Genomic DNA, 17,908 nt, shown 5'->3' with positions numbered 1-17,908 from the left:
TCTCCCCTTAACGAATATCCTCACCAAACCATTTCTTACTTATCTCTGCATAAGTGCCATCTTCCATCATGGCTTTAAGATGTTTATTGATTTCAGATTTTAATGCTTCTTCGTTTTTATTTAAGGCAATCCCAGCTGCATCTTTTAAAATCATATCTCCTACTGGTTTGAATGGATAATTTTGTTCCTTTATTAAACGCGATCCCACAGCTTTGTCTGTCAATACACCTTCAACACGTTTATTAGCAAGATCCTGAAATGTTAATAGATCGCTTTTATATGTGGTTACATTTGCACCAAGCTCTGTAGCCTTTTCTTCAAATGTTGTTCCAATTGCCACTCCTATTTTCTTTCCTTTGATGTCTTTTTCAGGATCCTTTATACCTTTATTATCCTTATTGATAAATAATTGAGCCCCTGTATGATAATATGGTTCTGTGAAATCTACCTTTTGTTTTCTTTCATCTGTGATGGCCATACTAGATAGGATAATGTCATATTTTTTAGTAAGCAAGCCTCCAATAATGGTATCCCAAGGGGTAGGAACATAATTTGGCTTTACGCCCATCCTTTTGGTTATTTCATTTGCTATATCTACATCAAACCCTATTAACTTATTATCCTTGTCAAAATAGTTAAAAGGAGGATATACTCCCTCAATTCCAATATTGATTACGCCATCTTCTTTAATTTTTGCTAGTATTCCAGTATCCTCTTGATTTTTCTTGGACTTTTCAACTGAGCCTGAACTTTCATTACTAGCTCCACAACCGGCGAGCATAAAAACCATGGTAATTAAGATGAATAAATACTTTTTCAAATTGTTTCCTCCTCATATATTTTTATAGAATTCTAGAACACTTTACATATAAGAGTTCTAAAAAGTGTAACCAAAATAAAAAATAAAAAAACCGTACAAGACATGAAGACGTAAAATGAGCATGACAATCCATAAACTCATTCGACGTAATCACGGTTGTACGGTTTAATGGAACATGAAAAGAGGTGATCTTTTCACAGCATTATTACCTGACCTTGATTATGTACAAATTATCAATTTGTAATTGATTGATATTTTCTATTAGTAATAATTATAAGTAGTTTGAGTAAACCCGTCAATAAAATTTCTGAATATTTTATTAATTAATGCTCCTTTGTTATTTTTATAAGCACAATGTAATTTATACATTGTGCCTATCGGTTATATTACATATTTACCGCCATTCGACCAAGTGGACCCTTTTCGTCTATTATTTCCTGTATATCATAGATTGAAATCGGAAAAATAGGAAATCCAAACACATATGGTGTTATTTCATATAGCTGAAAATAGATAACCAGTGACTTATCAGCAATATAATAGTCTTGGTCCGGTTTTATTACTGTAAAGTCTGTAATCAGCTGAATCTTTCGGTCTACGATTTGCTCTTTAATTAATGTTGAGAGCCTCTGAATATAATCACTTCCAGGCTTAAATAAGTCTTTCAATTCACTTGACTTCGCTTTTTCCAAGTCAAATGTTAGAGACTTTATATACGTCATACCATGTGCGGCGTGATAATGGTAAGTATAATTTGAGAGTGACAAACTCAGAACATTACGTTGATTGTTTTTAATTTCATATAAGCCAAGCATTTCCTCAACTGTTGTCGGCATATTCCCCACTTGTTGATCAATTAGTTCCTGAGTTTGATTAACGATTGTATGATTGATTGATTTTTCCGTTTCTTGATTCTGCATCCCAATGACTTGTGGATAAATAACCCTTTTATTGGGTCCCCCACTAATTGAAGCTGTTTTAATATTTACTGGCAGTAAAATGGGCATATGGTTCATCCTCTTACATTTTTTAACCCATTTTATTCTTGGAAAAATTATTGTGTGCTTCAGCCTCTACCTTAAAAGGATTTTCACATAAACAAATTTCCTATGTAATCCCAAAGTGTTATTCCAGCTCCCCCATTTTCAATGTACACTTTTCATTTAATTATTTACCAATAAAAATACCATACTTTTCGTGAGATATGTCCAAGCCTCTTCTTTCAACCTTGAATAACCTATGATGAAGCCGGCTTGAAAGTCTATAGATGATAATGAAAGGAGACGACATATTTGCCAAAAGCTCTACATTTAAATTTAAGAGTGGATCCGACTCAATATATTTCACAAATACGTGAGGTCCCAGGATATGATTACATTCATTTGGTCCGTCAACCAAAGTACATGACCGACCTTTCTCTGCTCAATGATAAGGTCCATTATCTCAATGAAATTTTTTCCCCAAAAGGGTACGTTAAAAAAAATGACATCTCACTTTTACATGCACACCACGGCCAACTAGGTATTTTACTCCTCCCTTTTAAGGAAGAAACAAACCTACCTTTAGTCACCAGCATTCGAGGCAGAGATGCAACATTAGCAAATCAGCCTGTCGGTTATCTAGAAAATATGAAAATGCTTTTTAAACAGGGGGAGCGTTTTTTTCCGGTTTGCCAATATTTAGCTGATAGGATTATTGCATGGGGCTGTCCTCCAGAAAAAATTAGAGTGTTATATGGAGGGGTTGACCTCAGTAAATACCATTACCGTGCACCAAGCCTTGATGGTTCACTAAACATTCTTTCTGTTGGAAGATTAGTAGAAAAAAAAGGTCACCATATTTTAATAAAAGCTTTTCAAAAGATAAGAGACAAATTTCCTAGTGCTACTCTGACTATTATCGGTGGCGGAGAACTACAGGATGAGCTTATATCGCTTGCTAAACAATTAAATTTAGGAGATTCATTTCAATTATTAAATCATCTTCATAAAGACAAAGTGAGAGAGTATATGTCAAATGCTGATGTGTTTTGTGCAGCTAGCTTAGAAGCGGCTAATGGAGATGTAGAAGGTATTCCTAATACATTAAAGGAAGCTATGGCACTTGGTGTACCAGTACTCTCAACTTACCATGCAGGCATTCCAGAACTAATTACACATAATCAGGAAGGTTTCTTAGTAAAGGAAAATAATGTGGACGAATTAGCCTCTGGCCTTGAATTTATGCTCACCAATAGACAGCTATGGGAAACCTATACAATAGCTGCACGTAAAAAAGTTGAAACCCTCTTTGACTCTAAACAACAGCTACTTTTACAAGCAAAATATTATGATGAACTACTGATAGGAGGATAGTAATGGCAGATTATAAATCAATAAAAGTAACAAAAGGATTGAAAACTTTAGATATTGATAACCCAACAGACTATCCGCTAATTGGAATGGGTGCACAAGGTGCTGTATTTAAAATATCTGAAGATAAGTGTGTAAAAATATACACAGATCCTCTGCAAGCAAAGATGGAAGCAGAAGCTCTTAAAGCTGGACAACATTTATCCTTTTTTCCAAAAGTATTTAAAACTGGTTCCAACTTTATCGAGATGGAGTACTTTAATGCCCCAACGTTGAAAGAATACCTTAGAAACTGTACGTATATTCCCGAATCAATTACCAAAAAACTTCTAGATGTTTTAAGAGAAATGAAAAAGACTAAATTTACCATGCTCGATGCACCTTTAAGACATATTTTCGTCCTTGAAAATGAAGAACTGAAATTGATTGATCATGTAAATGCCTTCAAACGAAATCACCCAATTCCACTAAAATTATTGAGAGATTTAAATATCATCTTATTAAAAGAATCATTTTTATCCCAAGTGAAAAAGCTAGAGCCGGAAACTTTCGAAGCCTGGCAAAAATATTTTAACGAAAACAGTTTTGACTACAAGAACATCCCTGTTTATTCGGGTGGATCAGGTAAAGGGGTTAAAGTTGAAAGTTCCGTAACCCAAACACTAATTGGTTCAGGACACCAAGGAGCGGTATACCGAGTTGCTGAAGATAAATGTGTAAAAATTTACGGAAATCCAGAACATGCAAAGCAAGAAAAACAGGTTTTAATGTCTAGTCAAAAATTATCTTTCATTCCAAAAGTCTACGAAACTGGTTCCAACTATGTATTAATGGAATATCTAGTAGGTCCCGATTTAAATACGTTCCTAAAAAAACAATCCAGCCTTTCAAATGACATAGCTAGAAGACTACTAGACATTTTAACCACCATGAAAAAGAATGGTTTTAAACAAATCGATGCCCCATTAAGGCATATTTTTGTAACAAATAACGGATTTAAGTTAGTCGACCATGTATACTCATTCTCAAGAGTGCAAGAAAGGCCTCTTGAATTATTTCAAAACCTTCATGAAAGGGGATTCTTAGATTCATTTCTCGAACAAGTAAAGGAAATGGATCCAAAAACACATGCTGAATGGACAAAAACACCTATTCCGCTTACTAATGTAGAAATGGCTATAGCTGAAGTAAAGGATTCAAAAGGAAATCGAATTAGTAAAAAAGATAAAAAAGACTCTGGCCGTAAAAAGGGACATGACAATAAGAGGGATTCTACTCGAAAGAAAGACAATGGTCGTAAAAAAGAGCATGACCGGAAAAAAGGATCAGGTCGAAGAAAATGAATATTTTAGTGACAGGAGCGGCAGGTTTTATTGGGTTTCATCTCTCTAAACGTTTGTTAGCTGAAAACTATCAAGTAATTGGGCTAGATAATCTAAATGATTATTACGATGTCTTTTTAAAGAAAGAACGAATCAAATTATTAGAGAAGAATCCCAATTTTAAATTTTATAAAATAGATCTGACAAACCATGATTCATTAATGCAACTTTTTGCAGATCATTCAATAAATATAGTCATCAATTTAGCAGCTCAAGCTGGAGTTCGTTATAGTCTAAAGAAACCTCATGCATATGTTCATTCCAACGTACTTGGTTTTTTAAATATTTTAGAGACTTGCAGACACTATCCAGTAAAACACTTAATCTATGCCTCTTCTAGTTCCGTTTATGGTGCGAATTCAAATATTCCTTTCTCCACAGAGCACTCTGTTGACCATCCTGTCAGCATGTATGCTGCTACCAAAAAAGCTAACGAATTAATGGCTCATACGTATAGCCATTTATATAATATCCCTACTACTGGACTTCGTTTTTTTACGGTATATGGCCCTTGGGGTAGACCAGATATGGCCTATTACTCCTTCACAAGAGACATTTTTGAAGGGAAGACAATTAAAGTATTTAATCACGGTGATATGAAAAGAGACTTTACCTTTATTGATGATATTGTCGATGGATTAATTAGATTGCTTAATCATCCACCAAAATACAATAGCAGTTGGGATCGAAATAATCCTGATCCAAGCTCCAGCTATGCTCCATATAAAATTTATAATATCGGTAATAACAATCCTGTCAATTTACTCGATTTTATTCAGATTTTAGAGAATCTAATTGGTAAAAAAGCAAAGGTAGAGTTTTTGCCTATGGAACCAGGTGATGTAAAAGAGACTTACGCAGATATCAAAAGCTTGCAAAAGGATGTCGAATTTGCACCTTCTACCCCATTAGAAACAGGTTTGAGGCAATTCGTAAATTGGTATAAAGAGTATCATATAAAAGATTAAACATCCTTAACATGCAAAAGGCAGTGATTTCAGGTATCACTGCCTTTTTTATCTGGTTAATTAATACAATTATCTCTTTGTACTATTATAACAAGTGTGGGCTTCACGGTATTTTAATTATATTGAGAAATAGGTTGTTTAAAAGGTAATTTAAATTTAAAGAGTCCTAGGATGAAAGAAACTATAGAAATAATTAAAACGTAAAACCAGATTTGGTTAATTAAAGGTGTATCCCAGACACCGATAAAATAAAGTAAAGCTGGAATTGTAAGTGTAACCCATGATTGAACAAAGGCAACCAGCCCAATATAATGGTCAATTTTCTTATTTAGGGCATTTGATAAAAAGAACAAAAACCACAAAAATGCCCACATTCCCCAAGTAAGGGTATTAACCATATTATTAAAATGGAGAAAAGATATAAAGGTATAAACGACCCCGATTATAGCGACCCATAAACTAAACCAACCGAGACCACTGCCATCTAATCCCTTCAATACGGTGACACCAACGTATAAATAGGTTAAGCCAAATAAAAAAATGGAGGCGACATTATAAAGATCCCAATGATTTTGACCTGCTCCCACCATTAGATAAGTGGGAATTATTATTTGAATCGTTCCTACGAATATATTAAAAACCCCAACACTTTTTGCTTCTGCCTTACCTAAAAGCATAAGACTATTTAAAAATAATACAGTACCTGATAAAAATAAACCAACAAAACTCATCTCTCTTGTTGTGAAAAGCCTGTTTCCACAACACTCCCCTCCTTCAAAAGGAGAAAAAGCAATTTCTAACTATCAATAGCATAGAAATTGCTTTTTCATCATTAGTTATATAACAATACTTACAATTACGGAAGATAAAATACTGACCAATGTTGCACCAAATAATAGTTTCAATCCAAATCGAGCTACAGTATTACCTTGTTTTTCATGTAAGCTCTTGACAGCTCCAGAAATAATACCAATAGATGAGAAGTTTGCAAAGGAAACAAGGAAAACAGATATTATTCCTAAAGTCCTAGGGGTAAAGCCATCTTGTATTTTTGCTAAATCCATCATAGCAACAAACTCATTTGTTACCAGCTTTGTCGCCATAATTCCTCCCGCACGAACAGCTTCTGAAAATGGAACACCCATAATAAAGGCAACCGGAGCAAATATATAACCTAAAATTTCCTGGAATGAAATTCCTAAAATCAATTCAAAAATATTATTAATCCCTGCCATTAAAGCAACAAAACCAATCAACATGGCTCCAACAATGATGGCAACTTTAAAGCCATCAATAATATATTCCCCTATCATTTCAAAGAAGCTTTGTTTTTCTTCTTGAATAATAAGAATGTCTTCACTTTCAGTAACCGTATATGGATTAATGATGGAAGAAATAATAAATCCTCCAAATAAGTTAATCACAAGTGCTGTTACGACATATCTTGGTTCAATCATTGTCATATATGCACCGACAATTGACATGGATACAGTAGACATAGCTGAAGCACATAAAGTATATAAACGGTGTGGTTGTAGTTGGCCGAGCTGCTTTTTAACAGTAATAAACACTTCAGACTGGCCGACAATTGCAGAAGCAACTGCGTTGTAAGACTCTAATTTACCCATGCCATTTATTTTGCTTAACAATAATCCAATTGCTTTCATAATGATAGGAAGTATTTTAAAATGCTGTAAAATCCCAATTAAAACTGAAATAAAAACAATTGGTAGCAATACTTCAAGGAAGAAAGACATTTCTCCTTTATTTGCAAGTCCACCAAACACAAATGAAATTCCGCTGGCTGCGTATTCTAATAATTTACTAAAAACATCAGCAAACCCTTTTACTAATACTAGGCCAAACTTTGTATTTAATAATAACCAAGCTAGAAGGATTTGAATAACAATCATGATAATAACTGGTCTAATTTTAATATTCTTTCGGTTATTACTAGCAACATAAGCTAGTCCAAAAACAATAAGTAATCCGATAATAGCAATAATATATTTCATAGTTTCCTCCACAATGATGTATTAATCTTGATGAAAATGTTGCGCTTACATTTTTTAAGAACAGAACTAATATAACATACACCTTGAACAAATGTTAAGTGTCATTTGAAAAAATGTAAAAATATTTTTAAAGGAATTTATTTTATTCACATATTTATCAATTATTCAGTAAAAACATTCAACTAATTAAAAAAATACTGAAATTTTGTAAATTAACGTATGAAATATTGCGAAATGTTAAAAACCTACTAAACAATACCGTCCTAGTAAAATAAAAACATCCATCAGCTTGTCACTGATGGATTATTCAGAGCATACTGTCCACTCCACAAAGACAAATGTAAATGAGGGCTGCCTGACACCCCATAGTGAGCTTCGACTTATTCTAGTGGGTCGAAAGTATGCCATTTCCTATCTTCCTGGCAACTTTTACAAACATGAAGGATGACTGATTCAATTGTTCCCTCTTCTTTTTTTTCAGTATCTTCTTGTAACCCACATATTTCGCAAACTTTCATTTTAACTCCTCCTGGTTGATGATTTCGAACCCTGATTCAATCATTGCTTGTTCAAAATCATGAACCGAGGCCATTTTTTCATCAAAGCTAAAACTTGCTTGGCTTTTTGTTAGGTTAACCTCTGCTTTGGTAATCCCCCATACGTGCTCAATGGCTTCAAGAATCTTATTTGCATCCTGCCGATTTGCCATATTCTTTACGGTTACAACCCGTGTTTCCAATCTGTTCAGCCTCCTCCTATGAGTTTTCTCGTCTGTTACGTAAGAATACCTCACCTAATCCATCCATAAAATTCATCATACTTGTCATAGCTGCGCGCATTTCCTTACTCCACAATCTTTTTCTTAACTGCCAAAGACTTTGCTTTTTCCCCTCTTGGCCAGATTCTGCCATACGTTTAAATCCCTGAGACAGTCCCTCCAATACATCAGAAAGTTGGCCTGGCTGAAGTGCACCCAAGAAAGAGAAGGCATTCATTGCATTTTTGATTACGTTTCTTATTGCTGGTTGGTTCACTTGTTGAATAGCAATTGCCCCAATCTCAGTACGCTGATCAATCATTGATTCAACCGCATCTAATACTTTTGTGTCCTGTAGCCCCTTCATAATGCGAATGGTTTTTAAAATAATTTCCTTATTTGCAACGATCTCGTTCATAATCTCAGACATTGCTTGTTCCTGTTCTAACTCAGGTCTTGGTACTTCCCTAATTTGCGTAATTGCCTTCGCCATATTCGTCCCCCCTATATTCGATCATTTTTGGAATTGGAGTGAAATCGGAACGATTCCATTTGTCCTCTACTTTCACACTTATTTGGGGAAGTCTATTCCCAAATCGATGATTATGTTTTGGCAGCGGAGGTTCTCCTTTCGCTTCAAGGACTTCCATTTTAACGCCCGCTTCCTTATAAGCTGGTGTATGTGTCACAATATCATGGTAGCTACTAGTCAGTCGGTTTACTGCTTCAAAATCTTCCCTTGTATTCATTGTCAGATACAATTCGTTCCCTTTTACACGGTCAGTAACCATTACACGTACCTTCACTTGACCATATGGAGAGGTTAACCGTACTAATGTACCATCTTCTAAATTTCGTTCTTCAGCTAGCTCAAGAGATACCTCTAACCACGGATGAGGAACCTTATGTGTTAAGCCTTCCGATTGATAGGTCATATTTCCTTCGTGAAAATGCTCTAACAAACGACCATTGTTTAAATGTAAATCATATTCCTCTCCTGAGATAAATGGTGGCGTCCAATCAACTGGAACCAGTCTCGCCTTTCCTTCAGGTAAAGCAAAGCGGTTTTCGTATAAAAGAGGAGTACTTGTGCCATCCTTTAAAACTGGCCATACTTGACTGTTCCAATCTTCTAACCGTTCGTAACTAACTCCTGCAAACAATTTTGCTAGGCTGGCTGCTTCATCCATAATTTCACTTGGATGCTGATAGTTCCAATTTGCTCCGAGGCGATTAGCCACCTCCTGGAATATTTCCCAATCTGGCTTTGATTCCCCAAGTGGCTCAAATACTTTATGAAAACGTTGAATTCTCCGTTCAGTATTTGTAAACGTACCATCTTTTTCAAGACTTGGTGCAGCAGGTAAAATAACATCTGCGAATTGTGCAGTTTTACTGAAGAAGATATCTTGTACTACAAAAAACTCTAATCGTTCAAAAGCTGAATTAACATGATTTGAGTTTGCATCAACAAGTGACATGTCTTCCCCGAAAAGATAGAGCGCTTTTAATTTTCCTTTATCCATTCCTTCTACCATGTGATGATTGTCCATTCCAGGCTCTTTCGGGAGCTTAACTCCCCAAGCTTTTTCATATTTCTCACGAACCTCAGAGTCTTGTACTGGCTCATACCCTGGCATCCAAGTCGGCATAGTACCAAAATCACACGCCCCTTGAACATTATTATGGCCTCGAAGTGGGTATGCTCCTGTTCCTGGGCGACCATAGTTTCCAGTAATTAAAAGCAAATTGGAAATTGCTGTGCTAGTGTCCGTTGCACCTTTATGCTGTGTTACACCCATTGCCCATAAAATACACGCAGACTTCGCTTCATGAATCATAACTGCTAACTGAATTAACGTTTCTTTACTTAAACCTGTCTGTTCTTCTGCGTAATCAAGTGTGAATTTTTCAAGACTGGCGATATACTTTTCAATGCCGCTGACTCTATTTTTCAAAAACTCTTTATCCTCCCAGCCTTGATCTAATATATATTTCGATACTGCAGAAAGCCAAATTAAATCTGTACTAGGTTTTGGATGAACATGGAGATTTGCCCGTTGTGCCAACTCATTTTCCCGTATATCTGCAACAATTAACTTTTGACCATGTAATTTATGTGCCCGTTTTATCCTTGTTGCTAACACTGGGTGAGATTCTGCAGGATTAGCCCCAATAACGATGATCAATTCTGACTTAATAATGTCTTCCATCGTTCCGGAGTCTCCCCCATATCCCACTGTCCTTAATAAACCCGCGGTAGCCGGGGATTGACAGTATCTTGAACAATTATCAACATTATTTGTTCCCATAACTGCACGGGCAAACTTTTGGAATAAATAGTTCTCTTCATTTGAACATTTGGAGGAAGCGATATAGCCGATTGAATCCGGTCCATATTCTCTTTTGATATGTCCAAGTTTGTGGGCAACTAAGTCGAGGGCTTCCTCCCAAGTTGATTCCACAAATTCATCACCTTTTCGTATCAATGGCTTTGTTATTCGCTCTTCACTATTAACAAAATCCCAGCCCCATTTTCCTTTCACACAAGTGGAAATGCCATTAACCGGTGCTTCACTGTGAGTTTGTATTTTTAAAATCTCTCGATCCTTTGTCCATACCTCAAAGCTGCACCCAACGCCACAAAATGTACACACCGTTTTGGTTCGTTTAATTCTCGCTTTCCTCATTGATGCCTCTACCTCAGATATAGCAAAAATCTCTCTGTAACCTGGTTCGACCTCTTTCGTTAAATCAATCATCGGCCCTAAAATTTTTGGTGGGATTCCCGTTAAAAAGCCGGCATTTCCCAACATTGATTTTTCCATCAACGCGTTGCATGGACAGGCACTAACGCAATGTCCACAAGAAACACAGGAGGATTGATCAATGGGAACATCGTTATCCCAAATTACACGTGGTTTCTCACGATTCCAGTCTATTGTTAGTGTTTCATTCACCTGCAGATCCTGACATGCCTCAACACATCTTCCACACAAGATACATTGGTCAGGCTCATATCGGTAAAATGGGTGAGAATTATCTGCTGGATATGGTTTTGCTTCAAAAGGATATTTTTGGTGTTCGACCTCCATAAGCTCAACAGTATTGTGAATCGTACAATTTCCGTTATTGTTATCACAAACCGTGCAATACAGTTCATGATTTTTTAAAATACGGTTGATTCCTTCGTATTGCGCATCTCTGGCACTCTGAGATAGGCTATCTACTTTCATTCCATCCTCTACTTTTGTTGCGCAAGAGCGGACAAGCTTGCCTCCGACATTCACATAACAAGTATCACAAGTTTGAATAGTACCTAAATTGGGATGGTAGCAAATTGAGGGAATAAATTCGTCGTTTCCCTTAGCAACTTCTAAAATCGTTTGTCCAGGCTTGGCGTTATATTTTTTTCCATTAATCTCTACCGAAAAAGTTGTCTCTTCCATGTTAGTACCTCCTTCTTCTCAATCCTTTTTATCTATTAGTTTTCGGTTTTCGATACAGTTTCTTTTTTTATGTAATCTTTATACGATAACCAATAGGCAAGTGACACAAAGATACTTCCTCCTACTGCATTTCCAATAATAACGGGGATAAAATTCCTAAGAAAATCCGACCATGTAAAATGGTGTGCAAATATGGCTGCTGGTATAAGAAACATGTTTGCTACAACATGCTGGAATCCAATTGCTACAAAGCCCATTATTGGAAACCAAATGGATAAAATCTTACCGCTCATTTCCTGGGATCCATAGGATAGCCAACAAGCGAGCCCTACTAACCAATTGCAGCCAATGGCAGAGAAAAAACAGGCCCAAAACCCTTCATCTAATTTTGCTTGTGCAATAGCAACAGTTTTGTCCAGAAATGGACCTTCATTTGTTAGCCCCACTACATGACCAAAAATATAAGCTACAAAAATAGCACCAACAAAATTACTAACTGTAATCCAAAACCAATTGTAAATAAGTCTTCCTAGGGATACTTTTTTCGCGAAAAAGCTCATGGCGACCGCCATCATATTTCCTGTTAACAATTCGCCGCCTGCTAAAAGTATTAAGATAAGACCCAAGGGGAACACCGCTGCTCCTAAAAACGATCCGAAGCTCCCCCAATCCTTCGGGAGATTCGCTGTTACACGAATATCTAGAAGAAAACCAATTGAGATAAAAGCACCTCCTAGAATTCCTAATATGAACACCTTATTTACTGGAAGCTTTGCTTTTTTTGTTCCTGCATCAATTGCAACTTCAGCAATTTCATACGGTTTAAGGAATGCCATGTCTCAGTTCCTCCTCATTGGATTCAAGAATTAATATTTACTTTTTTGGGGATTTTATTAAGAACTAATTTTAAGAGAGAAAATTTAAGGAGGTTTCATTTTGGAACAAGAGGGTCTATATAAATATGTCCAATCCATGATTAATTCATCAACACACCGACCAAAATACATGTCTATTTCAACCGTAAAAGTGGCTGATTTACTTGGAGTACCTCGTACCGAGGTTGAAAACGGTTTAAAGAGTTTAGTTGCTGAAGGCCGTTTAAAAACATCAAAGCTAGAACAGCCACCATATACTGAGGTTTATATGCTTCAATAGTAATAACACCAACTGCACGACCTTTTGAATAAAAAGCTCACAAATCCTCTATTAGTAAATAGAGAATTTGTGAGCTTTTATATTTCTATTTCTTTATTTACATATTTTCTTTAAAGCATTAAAATTTTTATTATTTAAATTTTTCAAAAATATGTTATAGTCAAATAAACGAAAAATGGAGTGAGGTAAATGAAATTGCAAGTACACCGTACCTATAATTTTAATGCAGGTCCGTCCGCTTTACCGTGTTCTGTTTTAGAAAAAGCGCAAGCAGAACTGATTGATTTTCGTGGTACAGGAATGTCTGTCATGGAGCTAAGCCATCGAAGCCATACCTATGAAGAGGTACATAATCAAGCAATCAGCAGCTTGAAAGAATTGTTATCAATCCCTGATTCCTATGAAATTCTCTTCCTCCAAGGTGGAGCAAGTCTTCAATTTTCAATGATTCCCATGAACTTCTTAACTCAAGGGAAAAAAGCAAGTTATATTATGACAGGGTCTTGGTCTGAAAAGGCCTTCTCAGAGGCTAAATTATTTGGAGATGTCTATCATGCAGCTTCCACGAAGGAAGGAAATTACCGAAGTATTCCAAAGGTTGAACAATTACAGTACCATCCTGAAGATTCTTATTTACATCTTACTTCCAACAATACCATTTACGGTACTCAGTGGAAAAACTTCCCTGATAGTGGAAATGTTCCTCTAATCGCAGACATGTCGAGTGATATTCTTTCAAAGCCGATTGATGTAAATAAGTTTGCCCTCATATACGCAGGAGCACAGAAAAATTTGGGTCCTTCAGGCGTAACAGTAGTCATTATTCGTAAAGACCTTTTAGAGCAAGCCAATACTTCTATTCCAACGATGTTAAAATACAGCACTCATGCCAAAAACAATTCACTGTATAACACACCGCCAACCTTTGGCATCTACATGCTCGGGGAGGTGCTTAACTGGGTGAGTGAGTTAGGTGGATTGACTGCTATTTCTGAACAAAATGAGCAAAAAGCTAAACTTATATATGATGCCATCGACTCTAGTAATGATTTCTATTTTGGTCATGCTGATCAGGACAGTCGATCACTTATGAATCTTACCTTTAATCTAAAAACAGAGGAACTAGAAAAGAAGTTTTTAAAACAAGCAAAAGAAGAAGGTTTTGTAGGAGTAAACGGTCATCGTTCCATCGGTGGATGTCGCGTATCTGCATATAATGCTGTGCCAATTGAGGCATGCAAGGCATTCAGTGAGTTTATGATCGATTTCCAAACAAAAAATAACTAAAAAAATCACCCTCTCACTTTTAGAGAGGGTGATTTTTTTGTACCACTCCTGTTCTATTTGAATATTCCTTGTCCACTCTGTAAATAAAGGCAAAAACCTCCGCTACAGCTTGATACAGCTGTTCTGGGATTGTCTCATTAATTTGAAGTTGACTTAATAAGTCAACCAAGGATGAATCCTCTTGAATAGGAACGTCGTGTTGTTTGGCTTTTTCGATGATGGCAGCCGCTACACTTCCTTTCCCCTTAGCTACAACTTTTGGAGCAGCATGTTTACTAGCTTCATAGGAAAGAGCTATTGCTTGTAATTCTTTAGAGTCTCTTTTCATATTTTAATATCCAGTCTTTGATATTTCCCCATTAAGGATTCAGTACTCAACTGACTTGAAATACCGCTAGTTGGATTCAGTTTAATATATGACAAATGGTAACCAAGACTGGTTAATTTTTCTTTCAAAAATGGTGTCATGACTTCTATTATTGGTTGAATATTATAAGAATCATTCAAGACCGAAACATGGACTACCTTATTTTGGATTTGCATTTCTATTACAGTTTCCTTAAGGGTTTTCAACTCTAAATAAAATAGGATTTGACAATAGTCAGGGTCAATTTCTCCACTTCTTGTTTTACGCCCATTCCATTGTAGGGTAATATCTGACCGTTTACCTTCTAAGGATATAGGAAGTTGCATAAGAATTGGTTGCATGGCATTCGTTACGTCTTGGGAAAGGAGTTGCATCCCGGTCAAACGATTGATAATGAATTCTAACTCCTGAACGTCTGACCCAAGTTCACTAATTACTCTCAATACTACGGATTTTAAGGTAGGAGTCACTTCTAAATGGGGCTTCTTGTTTTTTGCCCATAAACCGACTTCAAGTTCATAATCAAGTCCCATTGAATGAACGAGAGATTGTAGCAATTGTTTTACTTCAGAACCATTTTCTAATTCATAGCTGGTTTGCTTGGATAGGATCGTAGTGATTAATTGTTTTAATGATCCAATCGATTTTAGTTCTGCAAATTTAGGATGATCTAAATATTTTCCTAACTGCTCTAATTGCATAGAAAAAGGTTGGGAGTCTTGAACCGCAACTAACGATTGAAAGGTTAATTTTGTGAAAGGGAATTCTCTTTTTAGCATCCATTCAAGGGCTGTACATTCTTTTGTCATTAATGGATGACTAATAAAGGATGAAGCGAGACGAAATTGCTCTGTAGTAAATGGTAGATTTTTGGATAAAAAAAACTGCCACAATTGTTCGTTTAATTTTGTTTTTGGTAGATTCATCAGCTCAAGAAAGTTATTTGCTGACCCATTTTGTCCCTTCACTTCTACTATTTTGAGCTGTATTCCTTCATTAGTTGCAGAACTAACTTCGAACCAGTAATATTCCTCGGATAATAAAGTGGTCTGTAACTGAGCAATAACTCTTCCGTTTCCAATTTGGATAAGAGCCTTTTCATTCGGTAGGAACTTCTCCACTCTTCCGTACAGTAATTGTCCTGGTTTTATAGGTTGTATTGACGCCTTTTTAATATTTTCTGATGTTATAAGCCCTTGAATCATTTGGTTCGTAATCATGTGAAAACTCCTTAAACACTCTATCAAGTTAAGTATACTAAATCATACCATTTTTTAAGCTGAAGGCTAGGATTTCATCTCTTTTGGTCTGCTAGTTTAAAGATCCTTAATGATTCTACTAAAAAAGAAATTTCCCTTCTAAAATATCTCTCTTTCGCCTTGTCACGAAACTGTAATACTAATCTATTGTTCTATTTCATAGAAATAGAAACTAATAAGAGAATCATGTGAAATCAACTAGGAGGGAAAAGAAAGATGAAAAAACTAATCTCAGCACTAACTGTAGTAGCTTCACTCTTATTTGCTTCACCCGCTTTTGCACACACTGTAAAAAGCGGAGATACCATGACACAAATTGCCAAGGACCACCATATTAGCTTACAAGAACTCTCACGGCTTAACCCACAAATTAAAAATATTGATTTAATATATGTTGGACAAACTGTTAATACTAGTAAATCAGTGGATGCAATTGAGTCGCCTGAAGTGGTAGTTGCTCCTGATAAAAAGGAACAAGCACAACCCGAGATCATAGTGGGTTACTCTGAGTATGAAATAGACTTGTTAGCTAGATTAGTAAGAGCAGAAGCAGAAAGTGAGCCATATCAAGGAAAAGTTGCCGTGGCATGTGTGGTTCTAAACAGAGTGGACAGCTCCGCCTTTCCAAACACGATAAAAGAAGTCATTTATCAAAAAGGACAATTTCAGCCTGTTCAAAATGGAGAAATCAATAAACCGGCTGATATAGATTCAATTAAGGCTGTAAAAGAAGCGTTAAAAGAGAAAAGAAATGTGGCTGCCGGATCCCTATTCTTCTATAATCCCGCAATAGCTACCAGCCGCTGGCTTGATTCTAGAGCAACCACTCTAATGATTGGTCACCATGTATTTAAAAAGTAAATGCAGCTGAAACTTCGCTGAAAAGAGTGATAACCATGGAAGCTATTTCCTTTAAAGCATTTGCAATTACAAACGAGATCGATTTAAACCAGATCGCTATTCATTGTGGGATTCCTAAAAAATTCACATGGGAACAACCTTTATTTCTTAGAGGACAAATCCTAGAATCCATCCTTGATAAAAAGATCAATGAAACGCAAATGGTACTTGTTTTTTCCTTTGGAAGTATTGTATTTATTAATCATTCTCAAGTAGTAGAAATTACAAAAGTTTTAAACTTCCTTTATTCTTTCGAACCTGACATTGATTTAAAAAATTTAGAAAAATATACAGATGATTATAGCCTCCACATTAAAGAAGCCCAACCTGTCGAATTGACTGATGAATATGTGGTTGTTCCTGTATACGAAAGTTTTTATCCTGAGTTGATATCCACTGTACTTGCAAAATCAGTAGCTCTAGAGAAAACAGAGGAACAGCTGGGAAAGATTCACGATAAGCTTGAGACGATGATTGACCGGCTGGAAAAAGGCCGACTCCGAATTGGTAACAAGGAATTAGCAAGGACCACTGCGAAAATAGTACGTCATGAGTATAATACACTTGCCTATATTATGATTTTGGATAAACCAGATATGACATGGACTAACAGTACGGCAAACGAATTTTATGATCGAATGACTGAATTCTTTGAATTAAACGACCGTTATAAAATTTTGAAAAGCAAAACTGATATTTTATATAACATTATGGATGGTTTTTCTACCATTAGTCATTCAATCCGAGGACTGTTCGTTGAATGGATTATTGTTATTCTTATAGTGGTAGAAATTTTCCTCACCATATTAGAAAATATCTAGGTTGACTGAGTATACTTGCCATTATGACCGTGGGGAGAGAAATTCTCTCTTAAACAACATCAATTCCTGCGGCCCTTATTTTTCTGTAATGCGCAATTTTGTAAAGTACATTTATGAGAGTTCTAGGGAACGTAAAAAACTATCGTACATATTATATAAGGAAAACTTTTTGAAAGAGGTGTTACAATTGTCTTATACGATTACAACTGGCTCACATCCTGGACAACCTGGTGCGTGTTTGGCGAAATACAACCATTCTACTCTTCAACAATCTACCCATAATCCTTCTCATAATCCCTTTACTTCTCACAACCCCTTAGTGCAATCTATTCAACAACCAGGGACAAGTTTTGGATATTACGGAAACCCATCGTGGA

Annotated in this window: 18 protein-coding genes; 7 read left to right on the top strand and 11 right to left on the bottom strand. The window is 36.0% G+C overall.

What is annotated here, in order from left to right; translation table 11 throughout:
* Nucleotides 1-7 precede the first annotated feature (7 nt).
* Both AA0X95_RS14445 and AA0X95_RS14440 read right to left on the bottom strand, forming a co-directional pair.
* Nucleotides 8-820: a transporter substrate-binding domain-containing protein gene (locus tag AA0X95_RS14445; RefSeq protein WP_413298931.1), complete on the bottom strand. Its 813-nt coding sequence runs from the start codon at nucleotides 818-820 to the stop codon at nucleotides 8-10.
* Nucleotides 821-1,206: 386 nt separating this feature from the next.
* Nucleotides 1,207-1,827 carry a DUF3298 domain-containing protein gene (locus AA0X95_RS14440; protein ID WP_413298929.1) on the bottom strand — a complete coding sequence of 207 codons (621 nt, stop codon included), beginning with the start codon at nucleotides 1,825-1,827 and terminating at the stop codon, nucleotides 1,207-1,209.
* A gap of 285 nt (nucleotides 1,828-2,112) precedes the next feature.
* On the opposite strand from AA0X95_RS14440, the gene AA0X95_RS14435 reads away from it, so the two are divergent.
* The 3 genes from AA0X95_RS14435 to AA0X95_RS14425 are packed head-to-tail and all read left to right on the top strand — an operon-like array spanning nucleotide 2,113 to nucleotide 5,521.
* Nucleotides 2,113-3,174, top strand: a complete 1,062-nt coding sequence (locus AA0X95_RS14435) for a glycosyltransferase (RefSeq protein ID WP_413298927.1) — start codon at nucleotides 2,113-2,115, stop codon at nucleotides 3,172-3,174.
* Between the two features lie 2 nt (nucleotides 3,175-3,176).
* Nucleotides 3,177-4,514 carry a hypothetical protein gene (locus tag AA0X95_RS14430; RefSeq protein ID WP_413298925.1) on the top strand — a complete coding sequence of 446 codons (1,338 nt, stop codon included), beginning with the start codon at nucleotides 3,177-3,179 and terminating at the stop codon, nucleotides 4,512-4,514.
* A complete protein-coding gene (locus tag AA0X95_RS14425) occupies nucleotides 4,511-5,521 on the top strand; it encodes an NAD-dependent epimerase (protein WP_413298922.1) in 1,011 nt (336 codons plus the stop codon). The genes AA0X95_RS14430 and AA0X95_RS14425 overlap by 4 nt, the downstream gene beginning before the upstream one ends.
* 113 nt (nucleotides 5,522-5,634) lie before the next feature.
* Here the strand turns inward: AA0X95_RS14425 and AA0X95_RS14420 are convergent, their stop codons facing one another.
* The 7 genes from AA0X95_RS14420 to AA0X95_RS14390 form a co-directional block, all read right to left on the bottom strand.
* Nucleotides 5,635-6,252: an AmiS/UreI family transporter gene (locus AA0X95_RS14420; RefSeq protein WP_413298920.1), complete on the bottom strand. Its 618-nt coding sequence runs from the start codon at nucleotides 6,250-6,252 to the stop codon at nucleotides 5,635-5,637.
* 105 nt (nucleotides 6,253-6,357) lie between these two features.
* Nucleotides 6,358-7,536 carry a NupC/NupG family nucleoside CNT transporter gene (locus AA0X95_RS14415; protein WP_413298918.1) on the bottom strand — a complete coding sequence of 393 codons (1,179 nt, stop codon included), beginning with the start codon at nucleotides 7,534-7,536 and terminating at the stop codon, nucleotides 6,358-6,360.
* Between the two features lie 380 nt (nucleotides 7,537-7,916).
* Nucleotides 7,917-8,054: a hypothetical protein gene (locus AA0X95_RS14410; RefSeq protein WP_413298916.1), complete on the bottom strand. Its 138-nt coding sequence runs from the start codon at nucleotides 8,052-8,054 to the stop codon at nucleotides 7,917-7,919.
* The gene (locus AA0X95_RS14405; RefSeq protein ID WP_413298914.1) at nucleotides 8,051-8,275 is read right to left on the bottom strand and encodes a heavy-metal-associated domain-containing protein; all 225 of its coding nucleotides are present in this window, start codon (nucleotides 8,273-8,275) and stop codon (nucleotides 8,051-8,053) included. The genes AA0X95_RS14410 and AA0X95_RS14405 overlap by 4 nt, the downstream gene beginning before the upstream one ends.
* A gap of 16 nt (nucleotides 8,276-8,291) precedes the next feature.
* Nucleotides 8,292-8,786 carry a hypothetical protein gene (locus tag AA0X95_RS14400; RefSeq protein ID WP_413298912.1) on the bottom strand — a complete coding sequence of 165 codons (495 nt, stop codon included), beginning with the start codon at nucleotides 8,784-8,786 and terminating at the stop codon, nucleotides 8,292-8,294.
* On the bottom strand, nucleotides 8,761-11,742 hold the full coding sequence (gene fdhF, locus AA0X95_RS14395) for a formate dehydrogenase subunit alpha (RefSeq protein WP_413298910.1): 2,982 nt from the start codon (nucleotides 11,740-11,742) through the stop codon (nucleotides 8,761-8,763). Before fdhF ends, AA0X95_RS14400 begins: the two co-directional genes overlap by 26 nt.
* 35 nt (nucleotides 11,743-11,777) lie before the next feature.
* Nucleotides 11,778-12,578: a formate/nitrite transporter family protein gene (locus AA0X95_RS14390; protein ID WP_413298908.1), complete on the bottom strand. Its 801-nt coding sequence runs from the start codon at nucleotides 12,576-12,578 to the stop codon at nucleotides 11,778-11,780.
* A gap of 100 nt (nucleotides 12,579-12,678) precedes the next feature.
* Between AA0X95_RS14390 and AA0X95_RS14385 the strand changes: the two genes are divergently transcribed.
* Nucleotides 12,679-12,897, top strand: a complete 219-nt coding sequence (locus AA0X95_RS14385) for a hypothetical protein (protein ID WP_413298906.1) — start codon at nucleotides 12,679-12,681, stop codon at nucleotides 12,895-12,897.
* A 189-nt stretch (nucleotides 12,898-13,086) separates the two neighbouring features.
* Complete coding sequence (serC, locus tag AA0X95_RS14380; RefSeq protein ID WP_413298904.1) at nucleotides 13,087-14,184, top strand: 3-phosphoserine/phosphohydroxythreonine transaminase; 1,098 nt, start codon at nucleotides 13,087-13,089, stop codon at nucleotides 14,182-14,184.
* A 19-nt stretch (nucleotides 14,185-14,203) separates the two neighbouring features.
* Here the strand turns inward: serC and AA0X95_RS14375 are convergent, their stop codons facing one another.
* The gene (locus tag AA0X95_RS14375) at nucleotides 14,204-14,512 is read right to left on the bottom strand and encodes an EscU/YscU/HrcU family type III secretion system export apparatus switch protein (protein ID WP_413298902.1); all 309 of its coding nucleotides are present in this window, start codon (nucleotides 14,510-14,512) and stop codon (nucleotides 14,204-14,206) included.
* The gene (locus AA0X95_RS14370; RefSeq protein WP_413298900.1) at nucleotides 14,509-15,771 is read right to left on the bottom strand and encodes a hypothetical protein; all 1,263 of its coding nucleotides are present in this window, start codon (nucleotides 15,769-15,771) and stop codon (nucleotides 14,509-14,511) included. Before AA0X95_RS14370 ends, AA0X95_RS14375 begins: the two co-directional genes overlap by 4 nt.
* Before the next feature lie 255 nt (nucleotides 15,772-16,026).
* Here AA0X95_RS14370 and AA0X95_RS14365 point away from each other — a divergent pair, with 255 nt between their 5' ends.
* Both AA0X95_RS14365 and AA0X95_RS14360 read left to right on the top strand, forming a co-directional pair.
* Entirely contained in the window at nucleotides 16,027-16,671 is a 645-nt protein-coding gene (locus AA0X95_RS14365; protein ID WP_413298898.1) for a cell wall hydrolase, read from the top strand.
* Nucleotides 16,672-16,706: 35 nt separating this feature from the next.
* The gene (locus AA0X95_RS14360) at nucleotides 16,707-17,531 is read left to right on the top strand and encodes an RMD1 family protein (protein WP_413298896.1); all 825 of its coding nucleotides are present in this window, start codon (nucleotides 16,707-16,709) and stop codon (nucleotides 17,529-17,531) included.
* Nucleotides 17,532-17,908: the final 377 nt, after the last annotated feature.

The sequence above is a fragment of the Neobacillus phoenicis genome, from assembly GCF_047302305.1.
GTDB lineage: Bacteria > Bacillota > Bacilli > Bacillales > Cytobacillaceae > Neobacillus.
Note: the sequence above shows the minus strand (reverse complement) of the source record. Positions and strands in the feature narration are given on the sequence as shown.